Here is a 24,017-nt window from a genome sequence, read left to right as displayed (position 1 = left end):
TCACTGGGCCAAGGATCGCGGATTGAGACTGAACATGGCGATCTCGCGTGCAATGGTCGCTTCGACGCCACTCTGAGCCCTGACACGCTGTGCCGCGGCCAACGAGATCGCAGAGAAGCGAGCCGGGTCCCGATAAAGTCCTTCGAGCGCGGCCGCTAGGCCATCCACATCTTCAGGTTCGACGAGGATTCCGGATCGCGAATCCACGAATTCTGGAATAGCTGTACACCGTGTAGTAACCGGAACAAGGCCGGAGGCCATGGCCTCGTCACGGGAAACGCCTTGGGCGTCCATCCTGGTGGGATTCAGAAAGATCCCGTACGACCTGTGAAGCGCCGCGATCTCGCCCTGCTGCAGGAAGCGACGTTCGATAATCACATTCGGCAGGTCTTGAAGCGGTGCGACGGTATCCTCGAAAAGACGACCGTCGCCGATGAATCTGAACTCGAGCTCGTTGAAGAACGGCTTCTCTCGCAATTTCAATACAGCTGCGACTGAAAGATCGTTCGCATACTTCCTGCTCTCGTAAGGGCGAATTGAAAGTACACGCTTCCGCTGTTCTGAATCCTTGCCCACGTACTTGTAAAGATCGGTATCAATGTAGTTGTGGATAACCGAATACGAGTCGGAAGGCAGTTCGATACCCACGTCGTCGAAGACATCCTCCGCGAACCATTGAGAAACGAACACATAGTGCATATTTGGGTGTCGCTGCGAGAACAGTCGACGCCAAAACGTCATGCGCTTCTCCCCAAACGCAATAGCACGCCTGCGCGATTCTTCGTCGACATTGTCGAATTCACGACGACTTGCAGACTGAATCTCTGCGCCGTGCGCCCAAACGAAGATTTTCGTGCGTTCCACGAACTCCTGGAGTACCTCCCACATCCTCTCATCGAGAAAGTGAACCAGCACCGCGTCGTACTGCCCCGTCTGCAGAGTAGCCCTGAGGTGATCAGGCTGTCCGCTGACGACATCAACCCCTTCAAACTCGTTGTAGCTGAGTGCTTCGTGACCGATCCGGAACACATCGACGTCCACACCCTGCTTCCGATACTCCATCACACGTCTATGAATGAACGCGTGCTTGTAGAGGTCGGAATAGGAAGGATAGTTCTTGACGAGCACCAGATATCGCGAACGGGGCACCATCGCCTCTACAGCAAGCGGCACGTGCTCGAAAACCAGCCGACGGACACGGCATACTCCCCCACCGCGCACTCTGAATCCGAGTTGCACCGCTGCTGTAGCGGAGGGAACGGAAACTGTGAGATTGATCCCCGACTTCAGAATCGAGTGAGATATTTTCTCACCGCATTTATCCAGATAGACTACGACGAGATCGACGAGCTCGGGCCGATCGCAAACCAGTTGGAGCCGACCGATATCACTCAGCTGCATCTCCATCGGCGTTCTAGGCACGGCCAGGTAGACATAAGCATGCTTTCCCGCCGGCAGTACGGACTCGAATATCAGGCAGTCGTCCTCCAGCCGGGTGGAGACTGATCGGTTGATAGAGTCCGGCAGCGCGGCATGGATTGTCGCGCCGCTCAATCCGGAAAGACCTGCAGATTCATCCCTTCCGACACCGGCCGCGTCTGAAGTAGCAGCGTCCGCAATCCCAAGCAAACGATCGATGGACAAGCCTCTATCGCGCAGCACGATGTCGTCCACCGTCTCGAGCGACTGCAGCCCCGTTGCGTTCTCGCAGTAGCTGAACTCGTCCAGAGAAACGGCTGCGCCGCTGACCATGCTTGTGTCCAAGCCATCCAGCCATTCGGCAACTGTCCCACTTTCAAGCGCGTCTGATGGGCAAAGGCTTCGCCGCCTGCATACCGAGACCCCTTGCCTGTACTGCAGGCCCTGGGCGCGGAGCTCCGGTTTCTGCCCGACATAAGTGTAATAACAAGCCTTTCCGACTGGTGCGCCTGCGCTAAAGGACAGGCCAAGCGCCAAGTCGGTCAGATAAGTTGTTGCGTAGTAGTCATCAGGGTGGAAAGCGCCCAGGCCGCCGTCAACTCTCGGAAGGGAAGTGACCCGTCTCGACTCGGCCTGATGAGTGGAAAGGACCGTAATTTCCCGCGACCATTCGTTCGCAAGCTCCAGTCCGGATGCAAGGACCAATACGAGGTTCTTAGAGGGCCACTCTTGGCGCTTGAAGGCGGCGAGAATCAACTTCAGCTCTTCCTGCGTGGACGGGCGCGCCAGGACGGTGATGTGCGGTATTTGATGGCTCAACGCCCGCCCGAACACGTTTTCCGCCACATAGCTCAGACGATGCTGATACGTGTGCTCTTGAAGCACTTTTCTCAGCCCTGCAAGCCGGTGTTTCCGACGGAGCGTCTCATTCGATGCCAAGGGTGCAGCCGCCTCCACGAGTCGAGATGCATCATCACTGCAGATCACAAGATCACCGAACATCAATCTGACGCCGCGCGAGTAGTTGCTTATGGTCGTGGTGTTGCTGGCGAGCAGATCGAAGACACGCCTCGCAAACATGCTCTGCGAATATTTGACGGTATTTATGTTGATTCCGAAATCGTAGCCTTTGTAGGCGAGATCGATCTGATCGAATGCCAGTCCGCCCAGAATCTTGGCCCGGAACTCTTCAGGAAAAACAAAATTTGGATGATCCTTCCCGAAGTTTCGGTCATAGATATCCACACCGCCGAGCTTCTCGGCCGCCTGAATTAGGCTAGAGAAGTCTCTCTGCCTCACGGGATAACGGACATAGTAAGACCCCGCAAAACAGAACATCCGCTTGCGCTCATAACGCTCAATGGGATTGTGCTCGGTCGGCTGTGTCGCGAACGGCAGTAGATGTACGCGACTGTGTCCTAGTTCGGCGCGATAGTGCGGAATGCAGTCGATGTCGGTCGTGAAGACAACGTCCGCCAGTCGCGCCGTGGGCAGGAACGTTTTGAAATGCACCGGGTCTTCCTTGCTCCAGAAGACAACGGGAACTCCTCGAGCACGCAAGAATTTTACGATCGCCTGCAGCTCTGCCGAACATCCAGACACTTTCCGCTGCCACGACGAACCCTTGCCCTCCCAAGCCGACTCGATGAAGAACAGATGCGGCGAGAACTCTGCGAGTTCCTTGCGCCATCCCTCGGGGGTCACCTGCAGCACGTCGCAACATTCGCGATAAGCGCTGAACGTAAACTCGTCCATGACAGCAGCCACTCGAAGTTCCGAGAGCTTAGCGGGCAGATTCTCAAAGCTGACAGCCGACGGCCCACCAATTCCGCGAGGCTCATTTGTCCCTGTGGACAGTTTTGGGTCTAACGCGGCATAGAAGACCTTCAACTCTCGCCTCAGAGGCGTAGGAAACCAGTGTTGCGGCAGTGGTACATGCACTGCGAAATCGCCCGCTCCGGGCCGGTTCTGTTTTTCGGCCTTGAAACCACGCACGAGTCGGGCGAGCTGAGCCGGCAAAGCAACAACACCTTTCAACGAACGGACGGAATGCGTGAGCAGATATCCCAGCTGCATAGAAGTCGAACGGCGCATAGCACCGATTCCCGATTCCATCGCGCGGACAAGCCGCTCCGCTTTGCCAAGCAGCTCCTCATGGCGCCGATGCTCAGCCGTCAGCTTTCTCACTTGATTCTTGAGATTCGCCGCTTCCTCACGCGCTAGCCTCGACTCGTCCAGAAGCTGGGTTATACGTCCATGAGACCATTGAAGTTGCTCGCGCGCACCCGCGTCCGTCTCCGGAGACCTTCGTGAATTCGGGAGCGCAGAGTTAGTATGCTCGTTATGCATTTGCTTCTCGACTAAAAACCGATCAAGCCCAGAACCCGACAGGATCGACTAAACGCTTGCCTTCCGGAAGCAGCAGGCTTCTGAAGGCGCTGTGACCGACTAGGACCGCGATCACAGATGCCTGCGCAAGCGCAGTGTCGACATCGGTAAAGTTAAGGGAGCGAGCGCCTGACTCCGTTTCCGGGAGCGCCTCGGAGAACGGATCGCTACACAGCACGCGACCCGGGTATCGGAGCGTCAGAGCAGATGCGATTTCCAAGGCAGGACTTTCGCGGAAATCATCAACATCGGGCTTATATGTCAGTCCCAAGCAAGCCACTTTCGCTTGCGGCTCCGCATCTAACACCGCCGCAATCTTCTCGATCACGAACTCGGGCTTCGCGTCGTTCACCTCACGAGCCGTACGAATGATGCGACTCCGATTCGGAGCACTCGCAACGATGAACCAAGGATCCACTGCAATGCAATGACCGCCGACACCCGCGCCCGGCTGAAGAATCGAAACGCGCGGATGCCTGTTCGCAAACTCGATCACTTTCCAAGCATCGATATCCAAATCATCACAGATCATGGACAGCTCGTTGGCAAAGGCGATATTGACATCGCGGAAGGAGTTCTCTGTCAGTTTGACCATCTCGGCGACCCGGTGGGTGGTCAGATGGCAAACCCCCTTTACGAAACTCTGATAAAGCTGAGCGGCGCGTTCCGAGCACTCGTGCGTCATGCCGCCGATAATTCGATCGTTCTCAACCAGTTCTTGGAGCATGCGTCCTGGAATGATGCGCTCGGGACAATAGGCCAAATGAATATCAGGATTCTCGTCGGCCTGTGGAAATTTCAGGTCCGGACGGAGTTCCGCGAGCAAACTCGCGAGCATTCCAGTCGTTCCGACAGGCGAAGTCGACTCGAGGATGATCAGATCACCTTTCTTCAGAACAGGTGCGATCGAGCGACCGGCAGCCTGTACGTACGAGACATCCGGAGAACGTGCGTCGTCATGCCCCACCGGCGTGGGAACTGCGATTATGAAAGCGTCAGCAGGCACCGGCTCCGAAACAGCCCGAAGGCTTCCGGAGTGGACGCAGCGCGCCACTAACTCGTCGAGATTTCCCTCCTCGATGTGCGCCCTGCCGCTATTGACTGCATCTACAGCGCGCCGACTCACATCGACCCCGATCGTTTCCACGCCGCTCGAGGCGAACATGGCGGCGGTAGGAAGCCCGATATACCCCAGCCCGATGACCGAAAGGGTTTTGACCGAACCCGCGGATTTCGAAGCTTCTTCCTGCATTTTAATCTCCAATGAAAAGCATTGCGGGTCCACCATACCGGCCGACGCCATATCCGATTCTCACACCTGCGATCTGCAGATGTTCCTGTATTCCGTCAAGGCGCTGATTACGTCGCCCGAGTAAACGACGCGTCCTTTCTCCAGCACGATTCCCTTGTTGCACACGCGCCTGGCAATTTCGAGGTTGTGCGTCGCGATGATGACAACTTTGCTTCCATTCACTTTTCCGTTCATCCGCGCCCGCGCTTTACGTATGAACTGAGCGTCTCCCGCACCAAGCCACTCGTCCAGCAACATGATGTCCTGCTCGGACGACGTGGAAATGGCGAATCCAAGACGCATTCGCTGACCTGCAGAGAGTGTTCTGAGCCTATGCTGCGAAGCCTCTTCCAACCCGGCAAATTCCAAGATTCGGGGCGAATGCTCGCGTATCTCCCCGATATGCATGCCCATGGCCGTTCCACGCAGCAATATGTTCTCTTCTACCGTGGCATCGTCATTGAAGCCCAAAGAAACATTAAGAAGCGCTTGACGCTTTCCCTGGACATCCAGCCAGCCGTTGCTCGGCGGGTACGCGCCGGTCAACACACGAAGAAGACTGCTTTTCCCGGCGCCGTTACGTCCGATCAATGCGACCCGGTCGCCTTCTTCCGCGTGCACATCGACATCGTGAAGAATGGTGCGGAACACACGCTTTGGCCTGCTAGCGGAAGCACCGAAAAGCACCCCACCCCATGTACTCCCTCCACTCGCAGACTGGACGAAATGAGGCACGCGCAGCGTTATCTGGTTGGCACGAAGGTAGACAGACATCGGGCTTAGATCCACAAGGGCACGAAGCGGGCGTACCGACGATACAAAAACGCGGCCAACATCCAGCCTCCGATCGTCAAACCGCCAACCACCCAAAAAGTTAGTGTTTCGACGTCCTTGCCCAAGACCGGCGCGCGCACGAACTCGATGAGATGGAGGAAGGGGTTGAATCGAACGATGCCCCCCCTCAGCGACTCAGGCGGGACCATCTGGACATCCCACAGGATAGGGGTCAGAAGAAAACCAAAAATCAGTCCAGTGGAGACGACTTCCTTCGTGTCACGCACCCGTCCACCGAGCAACGCAACTATCACCGACATCCAAAGGACATTGGCGACATAGATCGGCACGGTTACAAGCAATGTGAGAATCAACAGATTGGAGATGCGAGGATCAATCAGAAGAATCGTGACAACGACCGCAAGACCCGCCATCAGATAAAGAAAGGATCTTGACAATGTTCTCAGGACATAATCCGTGAATCGCGTCCTGCCATCCATGATAAATGCCTGATGCACGACAAATGTATCCCCGGACTCGATTACTGCCTGGATTGCAAATCGCCATAACACGTAACCGATTCCCAGATGAGGGATGAACTCGGCAGCACTCTTGCCCATCATGTGGGCGTACAGATAACCCAGCCCCAGCACATACATCAGCGATGGCATGAACATCCACAGCACGCCCAAGCGCGTCCTGCGATAACGAGTAATCACTTCAAGCCAAGTGGCATAGGCCCAGAACGCCCGCTCCTTGAAGCTGGACTTCATGTCCGCAATTAGCCTCATCGCAGGACACTCGGCGCCGATGGCGCAAATACCGATCTGCAGGTCATCGGGCTCATTAGGCCTGCAATCCCATCTCGAGGTCGGAGATCAGATCCTTGAGAGCCTCCACCCCCACACTCAACCGCACCAGATCATCATGCATCCCCAGCTCGGCACGTCGCTCAGCCGGCACCGACGCGTGCGTCATTACTGCAGGATGATTGACCAGGCTCTCAACACCACCGAGCGATTCGGCAAGGGTGAACAGTTCGGTGCGTTCGCAGAAGCGCTTCGCGGCCTCGAAACCGCCCTTGATGCGGACGGAGATAATGCCGCCGAAGCCGTTCATCTGGCGCTTCGCGAGTGCGTGCTGCGGGTGCGAGGCAAGGCCGGGGTAGATTGCTTGCTCGACGGCGGGGTGCGCGTCGAGGTATTCCGCCAAGGCCTGCGCGTTCTCGCAGTGGGCCTTCATGCGCAGATGCAGGGTCTTGAGACCGCGCAGCGCGAGGAAGCTGTCGAACGGGCCCTGCACGGCACCGGCGGAGTTCTGCAGGAACGCCAGTTGCTCGGCGAGCTCGGCATTGTCGCCAACCACCAGCATGCCCCCGACCATGTCCGAGTGGCCGTTGAGGTACTTGGTGGCCGAGTGCATGACGATGTCGGCGCCGTGTTCGATCGGGCGCTGCAGGATCGGCGAGGCGAAGGTGTTGTCGACGACGACGATCAGGCCGCGCTTGTGTGCGAGGTCCGCGATCGCCCGGATGTCGACGATCTTCAGCATCGGGTTGGTCGGGGTCTCGATCCAGACCAGCTTCGTCTTGTCGGTGATCGCGGCTTCGAACGTCGACGGGTCGGTCATGTCCACATAGCTGAAGGACAGGCCCGCGCTGCGCGTGCGCACGCGCTCGAAGAGGCGGTAGCTGCCGCCGTAGAGGTCGTCCATCGCGATGACGTGGTCGCCGCTGTCGAGCAGTTCGAGCAGGGTCGCAGTGGCGGCCATGCCAGAGGCGAACGCGAAGCCGCGGGTGCCGCCTTCCAGTCCCGCCACGCATCGCTCGTAGGCGAAGCGCGTCGGATTGTGGGTGCGCGAGTACTCGAAGCCCTGATGCTCGCCCGGGCTTGACTGGGCGTAGGTCGAGGTCGCGTAGATAGGCGGCATCACCGCGCCCGTCGACGGGTCGGGCGACTGCCCGGCATGGATGGCCAAGGTGGCCAGCGCGTAATCGCGATGCCTGGAACTGGATTCGGACATGACAGCTTCCTGAAAGGACGGGAGATTCTAGCCAGCAGCCCTGAACGACAGGTTCAGAGCCGCGGCGATCAACGCGTAGGCGTCACTGCACGCGGCGGCGCAGGTAGTTCAGCAGGTCGATCCGGGTGATCAGACCCAGGAATTTGTCGCCATCGGTGACGATCGCGACCTGGCCGCGGTCGAACACCGGCAGCAGGGCCTCGACCGGGGATTTGACGTCGAGGAAGTCGAGCTTGCTGACCATCGCCGACGACACCGGCTCGCGGAAGCGGGCTTCGTCGCCGTAGACGTGCAGCAGCACGTCGCTTTCATCGAGGATGCCGACGATGCGGTCGCCGTCCATGACCGGCAGCTGCGAGATCTCGTAGAGCTTCATGCGCTGATAGGCCGTGACCAGCAGGTCGGTCGGCTGCAGCACCACCGTGTCGCGACGCGAGTACGGGCGCAGGATCAGATCGCGCAGGTCACCGTGCTGCTCGCGCTCCAGGAAGCCGTTGTCGAGCATCCAGTAGTCGTTGTAGAGCTTGCTCAGATACTTGTTGCCGGTGTCGCAGACGAACACCAGCACCTTCTTCGGCGTGGTCTGCGCGCGGCAATACTTGAGCGCGGCGGCCAGCAGCGTCCCGGTCGACGAGCCGCCGAGAATGCCCTCGGTGCGCAGCAGTTCGCGCGCGGCGAGGAAGCTTTCCTGGTCGCTGATCGCGTAGGCCTGCTTCACCCGCGAGAAGTCGGAAATGCCCGGCAGAAAATCCTCGCCGATGCCTTCCACCATCCAGCTGCCCGACTTGTCGTTGAGCACGCCGTCATTGATGTACTCGGCAAGGATCGAGCCGACCGGATCGGCCAACACGAGTTCGACATTCGGTGCGTCCTTGGCGAAGCAGCGCGACAGGCCGGTCATCGTGCCCGAGCTGCCGCAGCCGAAGACGATCGCGTCGAGCCCGCCCACCTCACTCATCTGCCGCAGGATCTCGGGGCCGGTACCGTGCTCGTGCGCGGCCGGGTTGTCGGGATTGCCGAACTGGTTGATGAAATACGCGCCCGGCGTCTCGCGCGCGATGCGCTCGGCGAGGTCCTGGTAGTACTCGGGGTGGCCCTTGGCGACGTCGGAGCGGGTCAGCACGACCTCGGCGCCCATCGCCTTGAGATTGAAGATCTTCTCCCGGCTCATCTTGTCCGGGACCACGAGGATCAGCTTGTAGCCCTTCTGCTGGGCCACCAGCGCCAGACCGATACCGGTATTGCCGGCAGTGCCCTCGACCAGCGTGGCGCCGGGCGCGATGTCGCCGCGCGCTTCGGCGGCTTCGATCATGCGCAGGCCGATGCGGTCCTTGATGGAGCCGCCGGGATTCTGGCTCTCGAGCTTGAAATAGAGTTCGCAGGGTCCCGCATCGAGGCGGCGCGCACGCACGATGGGCGTGTCGGCGATCAGGTCGAGAACGGAGTCGGCGATCGGCATTGCAGGTCCGGGTTGCAGCGAGACAGATCGCGATTATCGCATCCGCGGACAACATTCGCGGGCGATGGCGACCGACGAGGATGGCCACCACCGCCCGCGACAGACGAACCTAGTGTTTCTGCATCTGGTCGTACATCTGGGTCAGGCGATCCTTTGCCGCGAGCTTTTCGCGCTTCATCTGCGAGAGCGTGCTCTCATCGACGGCGAACACGCCGAGCTCTGCGTTCAGCACCTTCTTGTCCAGCTCCTTGTGCCGGAAGTAGAGCTGCCGGAACTCGATGTTTCCTTTCATGATCTCTTCGAGTTCGGTCTGCGATTGCGCTTCGAACATGGAATCCTCCTGACTGGAAAATACGAACGCCCCGACCGGCGACGGGCGGGGCGCTACGTGGGCTGCATCCAGGACCGTGGGGCGGACGATCCGATCAGGGCACCGCTGCCGTCCTGTGGACGGAATACGGGGACCTCGTGGGGGATCATCTCGGTCATCGGACTGTCTCGGTAACCGGGTGGCGGTCTAAATCAGTGCCACCCGGACAATCGACCCTACTCCTCGGATCGGGGGCCTACAAGGGCGAAAAACCGGATTGCACGTCCGAATCGCCACGCGCCACGGAAACGCTTACAGCGCAACCTTCGAAGAACCGCGCCACGACGCGCCCCTTCGCCCGATAACGTCGTAAGCGATTGATTTCAATTGGATTCAGCCTGACGAAAAACTAACAATCGCTCGTCAGACGACACACTGCCGCACGACGGAGGGCAGTGCGCGGGGAGGCCGCCAACGCCGGCCATCACCGGTCAGGGCTGCTCGAGACTCTTCAGCAGCTCGGCTTCGCGACGGCGCAATTCGGCGTCGCGCTGGCGGGCAGCACGCAGCTTGGCCGCCTCGCCGCTGGCCACGTCCTGCAGCACGGTTTCGGCTTGCTGGCGGGCGGTGCTTTCTTCATCGGCTGCCAAGCGCAGGCGCGCGGCCTCCTCGGCCTGGATCTGGGCCTGGATGCGCAGGCGCTCGGCTTCCTGGCGGGCGCGCACGGCGTCTGCACGGCTGGCTTCGACGATCAGTGCGCTGCGCTCACGCTCAAGCTGGATCAACTCGCGACGCGTGGCCTCGGTGCGCGCGGCCAGCTCCGCCGTCTCCACGCGCCACTGCGCAATCTGCAGCGCAGCCGCGCGCTGGCTGCTGCGGGCCGCGGTGAGCGCCGTCAGGGACTGGCGCGCCCGCAGACGCTCATACGCAGCGGTGCCGGCCGTGTCTGGATTACTGTCGATTGCCTGCAGCCGCTCCTGCAGAAGCGCGGCCTCACCTTCCGGTGCGGACTGCGCACTGGCGGCGACCGGCAGCATCAGTACCAGCGCGACCGCATACGGCGTCATCGATCGCATCGTGCTCATTCCTCCACCTGCAGCCGCTGGCGCAGGTTGGTGATCTCGGCCCGACGTGCGGCCAGCTCGGATTCGGTTTCCGCCTGGCGGGCGCGTGCGTGGGCGAGATCGGCGAGCGCACTGGCAGACAGCGCCAGCGTGCGTGCTTCATCAGCGCGATCCATACCCATCGCGGCCTGCGCCTGCGAGAGCGCGCGGCGCGCCTGGGTGATATCGGAAGGCGCGTATTGATCGGCGTCAGCGTCGCCTGCGCGCGTGACCGACAGCTGCGCGGCCGCGAGTTCCTCGGTCGGCGGCGGCGTGGTCGCGCAGCCGGCAAGTGCCAGCACACCTGCGAGCGCGAGGCCCTGCAGCATTGGACGGATGTATGCGAAGCTTGTGTTCATCGAGGAATCGTGCCCGGACGCTTGATCGGGTCATTGTGGTCAGCCGCAACCGGATGCGCAACGCAGACCGGTCGCAAGAGGGGAGTTCGTACATGGATATCGGCTACTTCCTGAAGCTGATGACCGATAAGAATGCGTCCGACATGTTCCTGAGCACCGGCGCGCCGGTGTACATCAAGGTCGAGGGCAAGCTCTACCCGCTGGGCAGCACAGGCCTGCCGCCCGGCATGGTCCGCAAGATCGCGTATTCGCTGATGGACGAGAGCCAGATCCAGCAGTTCGAACGCGATTTCGAGCTCAACATGGCCTACTCGCTGCAGGACGCCGGACGCTTCCGCGTCAACGTGTTCAAGCAGCGCGGCGAAGCGGGCATGGTCATCCGTGCGATCCGCAGCAACATCCCGAGCATCGAGGAGCTGCAGCTGCCGCAGGTGCTCAAGGACATCATCATGGCGCCGCGCGGCCTGGTGCTGATCGTCGGGTCCACCGGCTCGGGCAAGTCGACGACGCTGGCCTCGATGATCGACCACCGCAACGCCAGCACCTCGGGGCACATCCTCACCATCGAGGATCCGATCGAATACCTGCACCGGCACAAGAAATCGCTGGTAAACCAGCGTGAGGTCGGGCTGGATACGCTGACCTTCCACAACGCGCTCAAGAACGCGATGCGCGAGGCACCGGATGTCATCCTGATCGGCGAGATCCTGGACGCGACGACGATGGAGGCGGCGATTTCCTTCGCCGAGACCGGCCATATCTGCCTGGCGACGCTGCACTCCAACAACGCCGACCAGACCATCGAGCGCATCCTCAACTTCTTCCCTGAAGCCGCGCACAAGAACGTGCTGATGAACCTCGCGCTGAACCTGCGCGCGGTGGTGTCGCAGCGCCTGGTGCCTGGCATCGATGGACGCCGCCTGCCGGCGACCGAAGTCCTGCTCAACACCCCGATGATCCGCGACCTGCTGCGCCGCGGCCAAGTGCATGAGATCAAGCAGGCGATGGAGGATTCGCTGGAGGACGGCGTCGAAACCTTCGACAAGTGCCTGTTCCGCCTCTACAAGGAAGGCCGGATCGAGCGCGAGACCGCGCTGCGCGCCGCCGATTCCCGCGATGGCCTGGATCTCAAGTTCCGCCTGTCGGAAGGCGGGTCCGGCAGCCACGACCCCTATGCGGACGTGTTCGGCACCGACCACTGACGAACATCAGGCGGGCGGCGCGTCCGCCTGTCGTTCCGGCGCCGCTGCCTCGAATGCAGGCAACGCGGCACACGCTGTGTCGATCCGGCAGATCAATGGATACCGCGCCAGATCGATGCCGAAGCGACGCGCGTTGTAGAGCTGTGGCACCAGCGCGCAATCGGCGATCGTCGGCGCATCGCCGACGCAGAAATCGCGGGCGCCCTGCTGCTGCAGCAAGGCCTCGAACGCCACCAACCCATCCTGCACCCAGCGTGCGACCCAGCGCGTGCGCGCATCCGGCGGCAATTGCAGTTCGTGCTCGAGGTACTGCAGCACGCGCAGGTTGCCGAGCGGGTGGATGTCACAGGCGACCAGTTGTGCGAGCGCGCGGGCGCGTTGACGCGACAGCGCGTCGCGCGGCAGCAGCGGCACGCCCGGAAACGCTTCGTCGAGGTATTCGATGATCGCCAGCGACTGGGTCAGCACCGCGTCACCGTGCTGCAGCGTCGGCACCAGGCGCTGCGGGTTGCGCGCGGCGAATGCCGGCAGGCGCTGTTCGCCGCCGCCCTGCACCAGATGCACCGGCACGCTATCGAACGCCAGGCCCTTGAGATGCAAGGCGATGCGCACGCGATAGGCCGCGCTGGAGCGCCAATAAGTGTGCAGCGTCAGCGCGGCCGTCATCGGTGTTACTCCGGCAGCGCCTGGCGTTCGATCACCTGCTCGATCGCGCCGAAGATGCTCACTCCCGCCGCATCGAGCATCTCGATGCGCACGGTGTCGCCGAACGCCATGAACGGCGTCTTCGGCGCGCCCTGCTCCAGGGTTTCGACGGTGCGCTTCTCGGCAAAGCACGAGGCGCCCCTCGACGTGTCCTCGTTGGCGATCGTGCCCGAGCCGACGATCGTGCCGGCGACCAGCGGGCGCGTCTTCGCCGCGTGCGCGACCAGCTGCGAGAAATCGAACTGCATGTCGACGCCGGCTTCCGGCGCGCCGAACCATTCGCCGTTGATGTGCGTGAGCAGCGGCAGGTGCAGCTTGTTGTCTTGCCAGGCATCGCCCAGCTCGTCCGGTGTCACGAACACGGGGCTCAGCGCCGAGCGCGGCTTGGCCTGCAGGAAGCCGAAGCCCTTCGCAAGCTCGCCGGGAATCAGATTGCGCAAGGACACATCGTTGACCAGACCGATCAGTTGGATGTGGCCCGCCGCCTGCGCCGGCGTCACCGCCATCGGCACGTCGTCGGTGATCACGACGATCTCGGCCTCGAGGTCGATGCCGTGGTCTTCGCTGGTCACCTTGACCGTATCGCGCGGGCCGTAGAAGCCGGCGCTGGTCGCCTGGTACATCAACGGATCGGTGTAGAAGCTCTCCGGCACTTCGGCGCCACGCGCGCGGCGCACGCGCTCGACGTGCGGCAGGTAGGCGCTGCCGTCGACGAATTCATAGGCGCGCGGCAGCGGCGCAGCGAGGCGCGCGACGTCGACATCGAACACGCCATCGGCGTCGCCGGCATTGAGCGATTCGTACAGCGCGTTGAGGCGCGGCGCGGCGTTCGACCAATCGTCGAGCGCCTGCTGCAGCGTCGCGGCGATGCCGGTGGCACGCACCGCGCGGCTCAGGTCGCGTGACACGACGATCAGGGTGCCGTCGCGGCCGCCCTCCTTCAAAGAACCCAGCTTCATGGCAACTCCGGTTGGCGTCGGCTATCTGTTGCGATTGTAACGAACTCGCGCGCAGCGACGTGCGATGCGTTCAGTCTTCGCCCTGGAACGCACCCGCGCGATAGGTCAGCACCAGCGTGTCGCGGTGACCCGCGTCTTCGGCCGGCTGGATCGGCGTGGATTCGTGGATCACGCGATGGTCGTCGAGCAGCAGCACCGCCCAAGGCTCGGTCAGGGTAAAGCGCTGACCGGCCGGTCCGTCAGCCTCGAACACACGCGTTTCGCCGCCTTTGATGCCGCTTCGGCCGATCAGCAGGACCGCGACGAAATCCACGCCATCGCGGTGCGCGCCTTCGGGCGTTGGCCGGCCGATGCCATCGGTGGTGTCGATGCGGAACTGATGCGCTTCGACGTGCCAGTCGCCGTCGTCGCGCACTTGCGCGAACACACCGCCGAGTCCGGCGACGAGCCGCGCCCATGCGGGATCATCAGCGAGCGCCGGCGCCAGCGGTTCGAACCAGCGGTGCATACCGCCGTGCAGGGCGTTGTAGTCCTCGGACTGCCAGTGCGCGCGATGCGCGACGTGCGTGAGCGTGTTCCCGTGCTGTACGAAGCAGCCGTGCCGACGTCGGCGATAGCGGCCGCCATCCTTGAGATAGGCATCGGGCGGCAGATCGTCCCACCCCGCGCGCCACGCCTCCAGATCATTGATGCGCACGCCGCATAACGCGGCGAGCGTCGACGGTGCGAGCACCGCGCAGCCATGCGTGCGCAAGGCGTCGACGACGGTATCGGGAGCGGTATACGGCGGCGGAAATGCGTTCATCGCGGAATTCTAGAGCCGCATCGATGCGCGCGCATCGTGTCGCCGTGCGCAGGCGTGGAATGCAGTCGTCCTGCGAACGGCACGTCTTGAATGCGATCGACACGCGTGAGTACACGCGAAAGCGCCGCACGCGAAATTCGTACTGTGACGCCATGGTCTGCATGCATGCTCGCCAAAGACAACAGACACAAAAAAGCCCGCGTTTCGGCGGGCTTTTTTGTTTTCGATGTGGCAGCCCCGGAAGGATTCGAACCTCCGAATGCCTGAGTCAGAGTCAGGTGCCTTACCGCTTGGCGACGGGGCTATGAACATATTGTAACGCCGAAACCGCAGTACTCCGCAAGCTTCGGCGAACGCCGGATCCACGCATTCGCGCGGATCCGGCCAAGCGCGATCAGCGCTTCGAGAACTGCGTGGCGCGACGTGCCTTGTGCAGGCCGACCTTCTTGCGCTCGACTTCACGTGCGTCACGGGTCATGAAGCCCGCCTTGCGCAGCTCGATCTTCAGCGTCTCGTCGTACTCGACCAGCGCGCGGGAGATGCCGAGACGGATCGCACCAGCCTGGCCGGTCGTGCCGCCACCGGTGGTGGTCACCAGGATGTCGAACGTCTCGGTGTTCTGGGTCAGCTCGAGCGGCTGGCGCACGATCATGCGCGCGGTCTCACGGCCGAAGAACTCGTCGAGCGGACGGTCGTTGACGGTGATCTTGCCGCTGCCCTTGCGCAGGAACACGCGGGCGACGGAGGACTTGCGACGGCCGGTGCCGTAATTCTGGGTAATTGCCATGACTTAGAGTTCCAGGGGCTGCGGCTGCTGGGCGGCGTGCGGGTGCTCGGCACCCTTGTAGACCTTGAGCTTGCGGTACATGGCGCGGCCGAGGGTGTTCTTCGGCAGCATGCCCTTGACGGCGATCTCGATCACGCGCTCCGGGTGGCGCTCAAGCGCTTGGCCCAGGGTTTCGGTCTTCAGGTTGCCGATGTAGCCCGTGAAACGGTGGTAGAGCTTGTCCGTCATCTTCTTGCCGGTCACAGCGATCTTCTCGGCATTGACCACAATGATGTAGTCGCCGGTGTCGACGTGCGGGGTGTAGACGGGCTTGTGCTTGCCGCGCAGACGGTGGGCGATTTCCGCGCTCAGGCGGCCCAGGGTCTTGCCGGAAGCGTCGACGAGGTACCAGTCGCGCTGGACGGTCTCGTTCTTGGCAATAAAGGTCTTCATGGGAATACTCGGTGGGTGACTGGTCGGGCTGGTTACGCCGGTGGCCGGCGGAACGTCGCCTCGCGTTGTAAAGCGTGCAACACAGAAGCGGAATGATAGCCGCCCGCCCATCGCCACGCAAGTTGCAGGGGCGGTGCGCCGCCGGGAACTGGCGCCGCACGGAGCGAGGGCCGAGAATGATACGCGACGCGGCCATCTGCCGCGCTGCAGGAACCCGACCCGATGGCCCTCCCCCGGCCCCGCTTCAATCCCCTCGACCAGTTGCTGGTCGAAACCCAGCGCGCACTCGACACGGTGTTCGGCAATCCGCCGGCCACCCGCCCCAATCCCGCCGTCGAGACGCCCGATGTGGTGCTCAACGCCGCCGAGCGCCGCCATGCCGCGGGCCTGATGCGGATCAACCATGTGGGCGAAGTCTGCGCCCAGGGCCTGTACTTCGGCCAGGCCGCGGTGGCCCGTGAGGCCGACACGCGTGCGCATCTGCTAGACGCCGCGCAGGAAGAAACCGATCACCTGGCCTGGTGCGCGCAGCGCCTGCGCGAACTTGACAGCCGCCCCAGTGTGTTCAACCCGCTGTGGTACGGCGGCAGTTATGCGCTCGGCGTCGTGGCCGGTCTGCGTGGCGACGGTTGGAATCTCGGCTTCGTTGTGGAGACCGAGCGCCAGGTCGAGGCGCACCTCGACGAGCATCTGCAGACGTTGCCGGAAGCCGACCAGCGCAGCCGCGACATCCTCAAGCAGATGAAGGAAGACGAGGCGCGCCACGCCGAACACGCCGAACAGGCCGGCGCGCGCGTGCTGCCGTGGCCGGTACCGTCGCTGATGGCGACGGCGTCGAGCCTGATGAAGGCGGTGGCGTACCGGCTGTAGAGCCGTGAGGGCGTCAAGGGGATAGACGTGAGGGCTTGAGCCCTCACGCGAATGGAAAAGGCCCCGCAATGCAGGGCCTTTTTTGTCGACCGGCAGCGTGCGCCCGTCAGTCGATCAGATTGCGACCGTGATAGAGCTCTTCGATCTCGCGACGCAGGCGCGCTTCGATCTTCATGCGCTCCTTGAACGAGAGATTGCGGGCCTTCTCTTCGAACAGGTACTGGTCGAGATCGAATTCCTTCAGGTGCATCTTCGTGTGGAAGATATTCTCCTGGTAGACGTTCACATCGAGCGCGTCGTAACGCGACTTGATGTTCTTCGCCAGGTAATCCTGGATCGAATTGATCTTGTGGTCGATGTAGTGCTTGCGGCCCTTCACGTCACGGGTGAATCCGCGCACGCGGTAGTCCATCACCACGATGTCTGACTCGAGGCTCTCGATCAGATAGTTCAGCGCCTTCAGCGGCGAGATCACGCCGCAGGTGGCGACGTCGATGTCGGCCCGGAACGTCGCGATGCCGTTGTCCGGATGGGTTTCCGGATACGTGTGCACCGTGATGTGCGACTTGTCGAGGTGCGCGACGACGGCGTCGGAGATGACGCCCTTCGCGTCCTTGCGGTCGACCACCGGTTCCTCGGAAATGAGGATGGTGACCGACGCACCCTGCGGGTCGTAGTCCTGGCGCGCGACGTTGAGGATGTTCGCACCGATGATCTCGGCCACATCGGTCAGGATCTGCGTCAGCCTGTCGGCGTTGTAGACCTCGTCGATGTACGCGATGTAGCGCTGACGCTCGTCTTCAGACGCGGCGTAGCACACGTCGTAGATGTTGAACGACAGGGCCTTGGTCAGGTTGTTGAAACCCTGGAGCTTCAGGCGCGGGAGCGGTTTGACCACAGCGGTCGACCCTCGGGGGTTGGGCGAAACGACGATTATGCGGCAAAGCACCCGCGCGCCGCGACCTCGCCGATCACACGGGTTTGCCCCCGGCAGCCTGAGCGCCTACTCTGCGACATTCTCCCGATCCGAAGCCCATGACCCCTACACCTGTGGCCCTGATCAATCCCCATGCCCCTCGCCCACCGCACCCGATGGCGCCGACGCCGGCAGCCATCGAGCGATTCCTTGCCCACTGCCACCGCCGCCGCTATCCGCCGCGCAGCGAAGTGTTCCGTCCCGGTGATCCGGCCGGCACGCTGTACTACGTGGTCAGTGGTTCGGTCAGCATCATCACCGAGGAAGACGACGGTCGCGAACTGATCCTCGGCTACTTCGGCACCGGCGAGCTCGTCGGCGAAATGGGCTTGTTCATCGAATCCGACGTGCGCGAGGTGATCCTGCGCACCCGCACGCAGTGCGAGCTGGCCGAAATCAGCTATGAACGCCTGTACCAGCTGTTCGACGGCGTCCTGGCCAATGACGCGACTTCGATCATGTACGCGATCGGCGCGCAGCTGTCGCGTCGCCTGCTCGACACCAGCCGCAAGGCCGGGCGCCTCGCATTCCTCGATGTCACCGACCGCATCATCCGCACCCTGCACGATCTGACCCGCGAGCCGGAGGCGATGAGCCATCCGCAAGGCACCCAGCTGCGGATCTCGCGGCAGGAGCTCGCGCGGCTGGTTGGCTGTTCGCGCGAAATGGCCGGCCGCGTGCTGAAGAAGCTGCAGGTGGAGAACAAGCTGACCGCGCGCGGCAAGACCATCGTGCTGTTCGGCACCCGCTAGGACGCTCCGCATGAGCCTCGGCCATTTCGGCCCGCGGGGCGACCTGCCCGACGCCGACCTGCGCAGCGCATCGTTGATCGATGCCGACGACGTCGCTGCGCTGCTGTCGGAGATGGGCTATCCCTGCACCGAACGCGAGGCCCGAGAGCGGATCCGCATGATCACCGACAACGACCGCCAGGCCCTGGTGGTCGCGCGCAGCGGTGGTCGGGTCTGCGGACTGATCGCTCTCGACTTCATGTACTACCTGCCGCTGGGCACGACGACCTGTCGCATCACCGCGCTGGTGGTGACCAGCGATTCGCAAGGCAAGGGACTGGGCCGCGAACTGCTCAAGGAAGCCGATCGCCGGGCGCGTTTCGCCGGCGCGGCCCGGCTGGAACTGGTCAGCGGTTCGCAGCGCGCCGATGCGCACGCTTTCTACAAAGCTTGCGGTTTCTCCGACGGCACCCTGCGTTTCATCAAGCGGCTCGGCGACGCCTGACCCGCGCGCAGTTGGCGGCCACACGCCACGGTCACGCATCCTCTGCACACTGCGCTGGCCTTCGGAGCCTGCGGCATGGAACTCGGTGACCAATTCCTGTTTTTCGTGCTGGTCGGCCTGGGCGCGCAGCTGGTCGACGGCGCGCTGGGCATGGCGTTCGGGCTGGTGTCGTCCTCGGTGCTGCTGAGCATGGGCGTGCCGCCGGCGGCGGTCAGCGCGAGCGTGCATACCGCCGAAGTGTTCACGACCGGCGCCTCGGGCGCCTCGCATCTGGCGATGCGCAACGTCGACAAGCGCTTGTTCTACCGTCTGGCCCTGCCCGGCATGGCGGGCGGCGCGATCGGCGCCTACGTGCTGACGCAACTGCCCGGCGACGTGATCCGACCTTTCATCTATGCCTACCTGCTGATCCTGTCGATCGTGATCCTGCTGCGCGCGGCCGGCCGGCTGCGGCCGAAGCAGGAAGTCCGCCGGGTGTCGCTGCTGGGCTTCTTCGCCGGCCTGCTTGATGCCAGCGGCGGTGGCGGCTGGGGCCCGGTGGCCACGTCCACCCTGCTCGCCCGCGGCGGCACGGCGCGCACCACGATCGGCACCGTCAATGCAGCTGAATTCCTGGTCACCGTGTCGATTTCGTTGACTTTCTTCCTGACGATGGGCCTGCAGCACATCGACGTGATCCTCGGCCTGCTGGTCGGCGGCATGATCGCCGCGCCGCTGGCCGCGCTGTTCGTCAAACACGTCCGCGAACGCTGGGTATTGCTTGCAGTCGGCATGCTGGTGATGGCGATCAGCCTCTACCAGATCGGGCGCACGCTGCTGGCCTGAGGCACGAGCCTCCGGTCCTGCATGGGGTCTACCGAGATGTAGGAGCGCGCTTGCGCGCGAAGCGGCTAAAACGGGAAGCAGCATCGCGCGCAAGCACGCTCCTACACAGATCCGGCCTCCTAAGGCGTGGCGATCGGATCGCCGCCGCGGTCGGCGCAGCCCCAGTTGAGCACCGGCGTACCCGGCGGCAACGCGCGGCGGAACATGTCGACGTTGGCTGGCTTCGGATTCACCACCACCGGCGCCTTCGCGGCCTTGAGCAGCGGCAGGTCTGCCGAGGAATCCGAATACGCGATGTCGATCGAACCATAACCGCGCTCGCGCAACATGCGCATCTTCTCTTCGGCGTGGCAATGGCGCGTGGCGACGACCGCGCCGAACTTCGGACCCACCACAGTGCCGATCACCGGCACCGACTCGTGCGCGACAAAGGCCAGGATCGCGCGGGCGAGTTCCGGCGGCGCGCCGGTCGCGATGACCACGTTGTCGCCGGCGGCGCGATGCGCGTGCAGGACGTCGAGTGCGATCGACAGCAGCTTGGGCTTGATCTGCGCGGCGTTGTCGGCGACGTAGCGGTCGATCAACCGGTCCAGCACGCCGCGGCTGTGCAGGCCGAAGGTGCCGATCCACACGAACCCGGAAATGCCGTAACGGCGCGTGGGCAGGCACGCGATCATCGGCCCCAGCACCGGCGCAGCCAGACACGCCAGCGCAGTGCGCCAGACGCTGCGGGTGATCAGCCAGCGGAACAGATCAGTGCCCGAGTCACCGTCGTAGAGCGTGTGATCGAAATCGAAGACCACGGTCCGCACGGTGTCGTTGGCGGCGGTGTCCTTGAGCAACTGGGCGACGACCGGCGTGCCGGTGTCGGCGCTTGCGGTATCGGCCTCGACCGGCGCCGGCGTGGTCGCCGCGGCGATGGCGATCGCCGAGATGTCGGCCACGGGGCGGCTGTCGGCCGTCGGCGCGCCCGGCATCGCGAACAGCGTGCGCAATGCGGTGCCCGGATCGGGTTCGCGCATGAAGGCTTCACCGACCAGAAACGCATCGATACCAGCCTCGCGCATGCGCGCGACATCGGCGACGGTATGGATACCGCTCTCGGTCACCAGACGACGATCACGCGGCACCGCACTCTGCAACGACAAGGTCGTGTCGAGTGAGACTTCGAACGAGCGCAGGCTGCGGTTGTTGATCCCCAGCAGCGGCGCCGGCACCTGCAGCGCGCGCTCGAGTTCGTCGATGTCGTGCACCTCCACCAGCACGTCGAGATCGATCGACATCGCCAGTTCGGCGATTTCGACCAGCTGCCGGTCGTCGAGCGCGGCGACGATCAACAACACGCAGTCCGCGCCGAGCGCACGCGCCTCGTACACCTGCCAGGGATCGACGATGAAGTCCTTGCGCAGCACCGGCAACGCGCACGCGGCACGCGCCTGGACGAGGTAGTCGTCCGCGCCCTGGAAGAAGTCGATGTCGGTCAGCACCGACAGACAGGCCGCGCCGCCGGCCGCGTAGCTGCGCGCGATCTCGGCCGGCTGGAAGTCGGCGCGGATCACACCTTGGGAGGGGCTGGCCTTCTTGACTTCGGCGATCACCGCGGCCTGGCCGGCGGCGATCTTCGCTTCGATCGCGGCCGCGAAGCCGCGCACCGGCGGCGCAGCGGCGGCGCGTGCGGCGATGTCGGCCAGCGGCAACGCGGCACGACGTGCCGCGACTTCTTCGTGTTTGCGCGCCAGGATGCGCTGCAGGACGTCGTTCAAGATCTGCACCATGGGCCAGCGCAGCGCGCCGGTCTGGAAAGGCCGCCCACGATAACGCAGGCGACGGTGCGCAGGACCTTCAGATGGAGAACGCGGTCTCCGGCGCGTCCGCGCCGTCGGTCTCGGCGCGCGACCACTCGTAGGCGCGTTCGACGCGCGCAATCTGCAAGGCGTAGTGCGTGTACCAGCCGCGCCGGTCCTTCTCGCGGCTCACGCCCGGACCGTCCTGCGCACGCCAGGCGCGAATCGAGGCCTCGTCGGTCCAGTAGCTCAGGGTGACGCCTTCGCCGCCTGCACCATCGACCGATTCCATGCCGAGAAACCCGGGCTGCAGCTGCACCATTTCAAAAATGTCGCGCAACGCTTCGTCGTAGCCCGCCGGGTCCTCGCCATTGCGGCGGTAGCGGAGGATCGCGACGTGATACGGCGGACGGGGTAATGCGGGATGACGCATGCAGGGATCGCTTTTTCAACCGGAGGGGCAGCATCCGTGCGGCCTATTCAGCATAACCCCCAGTCGTAGCGCAGGGAACCGCAACGCGGCGATTCAACTGCCAGGCGACTGCGTTTCTGCGACGAAGGCCTCAAGACGCTGCAGCGCCGCGCCCGATGCCACGGTCGCGCGTGCGCGCTCGACGCCCTCCGCGATCGACGCCGACACCCCGGCCACGTACAGCGCTGCGCCCGCGTTGAGACACACGATGTCCTGGGCCAGGCCAGCCGTGCCGTCGAGCGCCTGGCGCACCAGCGCCTTCGACTCGTCGGCGTTCTCGACACGCAGATTGCGGCTGGCGGCCATCGCGATGCCGAAATCCTCCGGGTGGATCTCGTATTCGCGCACCTCGCCGTCACGCAACTCGCCGACCAGCGTGCCGGCACCCAGCGAGATCTCGTCCATGCCGTCGCGGCCCCAGACCACCAGCGCGCGCTGCGCGCCGAGTTCGCGCAGTACGCGCACCTGGATGCCGACGAGATCGGGATGGAAGACGCCCATCAGAATGTTCGGCGCACCGGCCGGATTGGTCAGCGGACCGAGAATATTAAAGATCGTGCGTACGCCCATTTCGCGGCGTACCGGCGCGACCGCCTGCATCGCCGGGTGGTGCACTGGCGCGAACATGAAGCCGATGCCGGTCGCCGCGATGCAGCGCGCGACGTCATCCGGCTGCAGATCGATGCGCGCGCCGAGCGCTTCGAGCACGTCCGCGCTGCCTGATTTCGACGACACGCTGCGGTTGCCGTGCTTGGCCACCTTCGCGCCGGCCGCGGCGACGACGAACATGCTCGCCGTCGAGATGTTGAACGTGTGAGCGCCGTCGCCGCCGGTGCCGACGATGTCAACAAGATGCGCGCGATCCGCATCGGCGACCGGCACCGGCAACGCAAACTCGCGCATCACCTGCGCCGCGCCCGCGATCTCGTCGACGGTTTCCTTCTTGACCCGCAGACCGGACAGGATCGCCGCGGTCATCAGCGGCGACACTTCGCCGCGCATGATCTGGCGCATCAGTTCAACCATCTCGTCGCGGAAGATCTCGCGGTGCTCGATGGTGCGTTGCAGGGCTTCGTGGGGGGTGATGGGCATGGGGAGACCGATGGTTCGTAACAGCGAATCTTGATGATGCGTCATCCCGGCGAACGCCGGGATCCAGTGTCTTCCGTGCCGGCTTCAAGTCGCTGGATCCCGGCGTTCGCCGGGATGACGGTCGAAGGCTTCAGCGCTCGAGAAAATTCTTCAGCAGCGCATGTCCATGCTCGGTCAGGATCGACTCGGGATGGAACTGCACGCCTTCGACCGGATGCGTGCGATGGCGCAGGCCCATGATTTCCTCGCGACTGCCGTCGTCGTTCTCGGTCCACGCAGTGACTTCGAGACAGTCCGGCAGCGACGACTGCTCGACGACCAGCGAGTGGTAGCGCGTGGCCTCGTACCCGTCCGGCAGGCCGGCGAACACACCAAGGCCTTCATGGCGGATCGCCGAGGTCTTGCCGTGCATGATCCGCTGCGCGCGGATGACCTTGCCGCCGTAGGCCTGGCCGATGCCCTGGTGACCGAGACACACGCCGAGGATCGGCGTCGTCGCTCCGAGGCGTTCGATCAGCTCCAGCGACACGCCGGCTTCGTTCGGCGTACACGGGCCGGGCGAGATCACGATGCGCTCGGGCGCGAGTTTCGCGATCGCATCGACGGTCAACGCGTCGTTGCGCTCCACCCGCACCTCGGCACCCAGCGTCTGCAGATACTGCACGAGGTTCCAGGTGAAGCTGTCGTAGTTGTCGATCATCAACAGCATCGGGCGGTTCCGGCAGATCGGGCGTTGAAAGAAGAATC

At 63.3% G+C, this 24,017-nt stretch carries 24 protein-coding genes, 1 tRNA gene and 1 pseudogene; 5 read left to right on the top strand and 21 right to left on the bottom strand.

Going from position 1 to position 24,017, the window contains the following annotated elements; genetic code table 11:
* The 9 genes from ACZ9YD_RS16455 to ACZ9YD_RS16415 all read right to left on the bottom strand — a co-directional run bounded on the left by ACZ9YD_RS16455 (position 1) and on the right by ACZ9YD_RS16415 (position 11,125).
* Positions 1–3,606, bottom strand: coding sequence for a glycosyltransferase family protein (locus tag ACZ9YD_RS16455; RefSeq protein WP_465076346.1), 3,606 nt, complete (start codon positions 3,604–3,606; stop codon positions 1–3).
* 184 nt (positions 3,607–3,790) lie between these two features.
* Positions 3,791–5,059 (bottom strand): UDP-N-acetyl-D-mannosamine dehydrogenase, encoded by a 1,269-nt coding sequence (gene wecC / locus ACZ9YD_RS16450; protein WP_465076344.1) that lies wholly within the window; start codon positions 5,057–5,059, stop codon positions 3,791–3,793.
* Between the two features lie 60 nt (positions 5,060–5,119).
* The gene (locus ACZ9YD_RS16445; RefSeq protein ID WP_465076343.1) at positions 5,120–5,872 is read right to left on the bottom strand and encodes an ABC transporter ATP-binding protein; all 753 of its coding nucleotides are present in this window, start codon (positions 5,870–5,872) and stop codon (positions 5,120–5,122) included.
* Between the two features lie 5 nt (positions 5,873–5,877).
* Positions 5,878–6,645, bottom strand: a complete 768-nt coding sequence (locus ACZ9YD_RS16440) for an ABC transporter permease (RefSeq protein WP_465076342.1) — start codon at positions 6,643–6,645, stop codon at positions 5,878–5,880.
* 73 nt (positions 6,646–6,718) lie between these two features.
* Positions 6,719–7,894 (bottom strand): cystathionine gamma-synthase, encoded by a 1,176-nt coding sequence (locus tag ACZ9YD_RS16435; protein ID WP_465076341.1) that lies wholly within the window; start codon positions 7,892–7,894, stop codon positions 6,719–6,721.
* Positions 7,895–7,976: 82 nt separating this feature from the next.
* A complete protein-coding gene (locus ACZ9YD_RS16430; RefSeq protein ID WP_465076340.1) occupies positions 7,977–9,353 on the bottom strand; it encodes a pyridoxal-phosphate dependent enzyme in 1,377 nt (458 codons plus the stop codon).
* A gap of 109 nt (positions 9,354–9,462) precedes the next feature.
* Positions 9,463–9,684, bottom strand: a complete 222-nt coding sequence (locus ACZ9YD_RS16425) for a YdcH family protein (protein ID WP_465076339.1) — start codon at positions 9,682–9,684, stop codon at positions 9,463–9,465.
* 470 nt (positions 9,685–10,154) lie between these two features.
* On the bottom strand, positions 10,155–10,748 hold the full coding sequence (locus ACZ9YD_RS16420) for a hypothetical protein (RefSeq protein WP_465076338.1): 594 nt from the start codon (positions 10,746–10,748) through the stop codon (positions 10,155–10,157).
* Positions 10,745–11,125: a DUF4398 domain-containing protein gene (locus tag ACZ9YD_RS16415; protein WP_465076337.1), complete on the bottom strand. Its 381-nt coding sequence runs from the start codon at positions 11,123–11,125 to the stop codon at positions 10,745–10,747. Before ACZ9YD_RS16415 ends, ACZ9YD_RS16420 begins: the two co-directional genes overlap by 4 nt.
* Positions 11,126–11,217: 92 nt before the next feature.
* Between ACZ9YD_RS16415 and ACZ9YD_RS16410 the strand changes: the two genes are divergently transcribed.
* On the top strand, positions 11,218–12,327 hold the full coding sequence (locus tag ACZ9YD_RS16410; RefSeq protein WP_465076336.1) for a PilT/PilU family type 4a pilus ATPase: 1,110 nt from the start codon (positions 11,218–11,220) through the stop codon (positions 12,325–12,327).
* A gap of 6 nt (positions 12,328–12,333) precedes the next feature.
* Here ACZ9YD_RS16410 and maiA read toward each other — a convergent pair whose 3' ends face one another.
* The 6 genes from maiA to rplM form a co-directional block, all read right to left on the bottom strand.
* Positions 12,334–12,993, bottom strand: coding sequence for a maleylacetoacetate isomerase (gene maiA / locus ACZ9YD_RS16405; protein WP_465076335.1), 660 nt, complete (start codon positions 12,991–12,993; stop codon positions 12,334–12,336).
* A 5-nt stretch (positions 12,994–12,998) separates the two neighbouring features.
* Positions 12,999–13,991, bottom strand: coding sequence for a fumarylacetoacetate hydrolase family protein (locus ACZ9YD_RS16400; RefSeq protein ID WP_465076334.1), 993 nt, complete (start codon positions 13,989–13,991; stop codon positions 12,999–13,001).
* Between the two features lie 70 nt (positions 13,992–14,061).
* Positions 14,062–14,796, bottom strand: coding sequence for a 2OG-Fe dioxygenase family protein (locus ACZ9YD_RS16395; protein WP_465076333.1), 735 nt, complete (start codon positions 14,794–14,796; stop codon positions 14,062–14,064).
* Between the two features lie 229 nt (positions 14,797–15,025).
* Positions 15,026–15,100 (bottom strand) — tRNA-Gln (locus ACZ9YD_RS16390).
* 90 nt (positions 15,101–15,190) lie between these two features.
* Positions 15,191–15,583 carry a 30S ribosomal protein S9 gene (gene rpsI, locus ACZ9YD_RS16385; RefSeq protein WP_159677751.1) on the bottom strand — a complete coding sequence of 131 codons (393 nt, stop codon included), beginning with the start codon at positions 15,581–15,583 and terminating at the stop codon, positions 15,191–15,193.
* Between the two features lie 3 nt (positions 15,584–15,586).
* Positions 15,587–16,015: a 50S ribosomal protein L13 gene (gene rplM / locus ACZ9YD_RS16380; protein ID WP_159677749.1), complete on the bottom strand. Its 429-nt coding sequence runs from the start codon at positions 16,013–16,015 to the stop codon at positions 15,587–15,589.
* 222 nt (positions 16,016–16,237) lie between these two features.
* Here rplM and coq7 point away from each other — a divergent pair, with 222 nt between their 5' ends.
* Positions 16,238–16,885, top strand: coding sequence for a 2-polyprenyl-3-methyl-6-methoxy-1,4-benzoquinone monooxygenase (gene coq7 / locus ACZ9YD_RS16375; protein WP_465076332.1), 648 nt, complete (start codon positions 16,238–16,240; stop codon positions 16,883–16,885).
* A gap of 106 nt (positions 16,886–16,991) precedes the next feature.
* Here the strand turns inward: coq7 and speD are convergent, their stop codons facing one another.
* The gene (gene speD, locus ACZ9YD_RS16370) at positions 16,992–17,783 is read right to left on the bottom strand and encodes an adenosylmethionine decarboxylase (protein ID WP_232137969.1); all 792 of its coding nucleotides are present in this window, start codon (positions 17,781–17,783) and stop codon (positions 16,992–16,994) included.
* Positions 17,784–17,977: 194 nt separating this feature from the next.
* On the opposite strand from speD, the gene crp reads away from it, so the two are divergent.
* The 3 genes from crp to ACZ9YD_RS16355 all read left to right on the top strand — a co-directional run bounded on the left by crp (position 17,978) and on the right by ACZ9YD_RS16355 (position 19,922).
* Complete coding sequence (gene crp / locus ACZ9YD_RS16365) at positions 17,978–18,613, top strand: cAMP-activated global transcriptional regulator CRP (protein ID WP_232137970.1); 636 nt, start codon at positions 17,978–17,980, stop codon at positions 18,611–18,613.
* A gap of 10 nt (positions 18,614–18,623) precedes the next feature.
* The gene (locus ACZ9YD_RS16360) at positions 18,624–19,097 is read left to right on the top strand and encodes a GNAT family N-acetyltransferase (RefSeq protein WP_465076331.1); all 474 of its coding nucleotides are present in this window, start codon (positions 18,624–18,626) and stop codon (positions 19,095–19,097) included.
* Between the two features lie 75 nt (positions 19,098–19,172).
* Positions 19,173–19,922 carry a sulfite exporter TauE/SafE family protein gene (locus ACZ9YD_RS16355; protein ID WP_465076330.1) on the top strand — a complete coding sequence of 250 codons (750 nt, stop codon included), beginning with the start codon at positions 19,173–19,175 and terminating at the stop codon, positions 19,920–19,922.
* A 119-nt stretch (positions 19,923–20,041) separates the two neighbouring features.
* Here ACZ9YD_RS16355 and ACZ9YD_RS16350 read toward each other — a convergent pair whose 3' ends face one another.
* The 5 genes and pseudogenes from ACZ9YD_RS16350 to ACZ9YD_RS16330 all read right to left on the bottom strand — a co-directional run bounded on the left by ACZ9YD_RS16350 (position 20,042) and on the right by ACZ9YD_RS16330 (position 23,979).
* Positions 20,042–20,764 carry a haloacid dehalogenase-like hydrolase gene (locus ACZ9YD_RS16350; RefSeq protein ID WP_465076435.1) on the bottom strand — a complete coding sequence of 241 codons (723 nt, stop codon included), beginning with the start codon at positions 20,762–20,764 and terminating at the stop codon, positions 20,042–20,044.
* A 138-nt stretch (positions 20,765–20,902) separates the two neighbouring features.
* Positions 20,903–21,685, bottom strand: a pseudogene (trpC, locus tag ACZ9YD_RS16345) (indole-3-glycerol phosphate synthase TrpC); the annotation flags it as partial.
* 79 nt (positions 21,686–21,764) lie between these two features.
* Positions 21,765–22,139, bottom strand: coding sequence for an antibiotic biosynthesis monooxygenase family protein (locus ACZ9YD_RS16340; protein ID WP_465076329.1), 375 nt, complete (start codon positions 22,137–22,139; stop codon positions 21,765–21,767).
* Between the two features lie 93 nt (positions 22,140–22,232).
* A complete protein-coding gene (gene trpD, locus ACZ9YD_RS16335) occupies positions 22,233–23,270 on the bottom strand; it encodes an anthranilate phosphoribosyltransferase (protein WP_465076328.1) in 1,038 nt (345 codons plus the stop codon).
* A gap of 130 nt (positions 23,271–23,400) precedes the next feature.
* Positions 23,401–23,979: an anthranilate synthase component II gene (locus ACZ9YD_RS16330; RefSeq protein WP_465076327.1), complete on the bottom strand. Its 579-nt coding sequence runs from the start codon at positions 23,977–23,979 to the stop codon at positions 23,401–23,403.
* Positions 23,980–24,017 lie beyond the last annotated feature (38 nt).

This window comes from Luteimonas sp. AC640a, from assembly GCF_979256585.1.
This window is presented reverse-complemented; position numbering and strand designations above follow the sequence as displayed.

Bases quoted from the DNA above. Each gene is read 5' to 3' on its own strand.
- crp (WP_232137970.1), top strand. From the start codon at position 17,978: ATGGCGCCGACGCCGGCAGCCATCGAGCGATTCCTTGCCCACTGCCAC.
- ACZ9YD_RS16430 (WP_465076340.1), bottom strand. From the start codon at position 9,353: ATGCCGATCGCCGACTCCGTTCTCGACCTGATCGCCGACACGCCCATC.
- wecC (WP_465076344.1), bottom strand. From the start codon at position 5,059: ATGCAGGAAGAAGCTTCGAAATCCGCGGGTTCGGTCAAAACCCTTTCG.
- rplM (WP_159677749.1), bottom strand. From the start codon at position 16,015: ATGAAGACCTTTATTGCCAAGAACGAGACCGTCCAGCGCGACTGGTAC.
- ACZ9YD_RS16330 (WP_465076327.1), bottom strand. From the start codon at position 23,979: ATGCTGTTGATGATCGACAACTACGACAGCTTCACCTGGAACCTCGTG.
- ACZ9YD_RS16415 (WP_465076337.1), bottom strand. From the start codon at position 11,125: ATGAACACAAGCTTCGCATACATCCGTCCAATGCTGCAGGGCCTCGCG.
- ACZ9YD_RS16435 (WP_465076341.1), bottom strand. From the start codon at position 7,894: ATGTCCGAATCCAGTTCCAGGCATCGCGATTACGCGCTGGCCACCTTG.
- ACZ9YD_RS16400 (WP_465076334.1), bottom strand. From the start codon at position 13,991: ATGAAGCTGGGTTCTTTGAAGGAGGGCGGCCGCGACGGCACCCTGATC.
- ACZ9YD_RS16340 (WP_465076329.1), bottom strand. From the start codon at position 22,139: ATGCGTCATCCCGCATTACCCCGTCCGCCGTATCACGTCGCGATCCTC.
- maiA (WP_465076335.1), bottom strand. From the start codon at position 12,993: ATGACGGCCGCGCTGACGCTGCACACTTATTGGCGCTCCAGCGCGGCC.
- ACZ9YD_RS16360 (WP_465076331.1), top strand. From the start codon at position 18,624: ATGAGCCTCGGCCATTTCGGCCCGCGGGGCGACCTGCCCGACGCCGAC.
- ACZ9YD_RS16355 (WP_465076330.1), top strand. From the start codon at position 19,173: ATGGAACTCGGTGACCAATTCCTGTTTTTCGTGCTGGTCGGCCTGGGC.
- ACZ9YD_RS16440 (WP_465076342.1), bottom strand. From the start codon at position 6,645: ATGAAGTCCAGCTTCAAGGAGCGGGCGTTCTGGGCCTATGCCACTTGG.
- ACZ9YD_RS16410 (WP_465076336.1), top strand. From the start codon at position 11,218: ATGGATATCGGCTACTTCCTGAAGCTGATGACCGATAAGAATGCGTCC.
- coq7 (WP_465076332.1), top strand. From the start codon at position 16,238: ATGGCCCTCCCCCGGCCCCGCTTCAATCCCCTCGACCAGTTGCTGGTC.
- ACZ9YD_RS16420 (WP_465076338.1), bottom strand. From the start codon at position 10,748: ATGAGCACGATGCGATCGATGACGCCGTATGCGGTCGCGCTGGTACTG.
- ACZ9YD_RS16445 (WP_465076343.1), bottom strand. From the start codon at position 5,872: ATGTCTGTCTACCTTCGTGCCAACCAGATAACGCTGCGCGTGCCTCAT.
- trpD (WP_465076328.1), bottom strand. From the start codon at position 23,270: ATGCCCATCACCCCCCACGAAGCCCTGCAACGCACCATCGAGCACCGC.
- rpsI (WP_159677751.1), bottom strand. From the start codon at position 15,583: ATGGCAATTACCCAGAATTACGGCACCGGCCGTCGCAAGTCCTCCGTC.
- ACZ9YD_RS16425 (WP_465076339.1), bottom strand. From the start codon at position 9,684: ATGTTCGAAGCGCAATCGCAGACCGAACTCGAAGAGATCATGAAAGGA.
- ACZ9YD_RS16395 (WP_465076333.1), bottom strand. From the start codon at position 14,796: ATGAACGCATTTCCGCCGCCGTATACCGCTCCCGATACCGTCGTCGAC.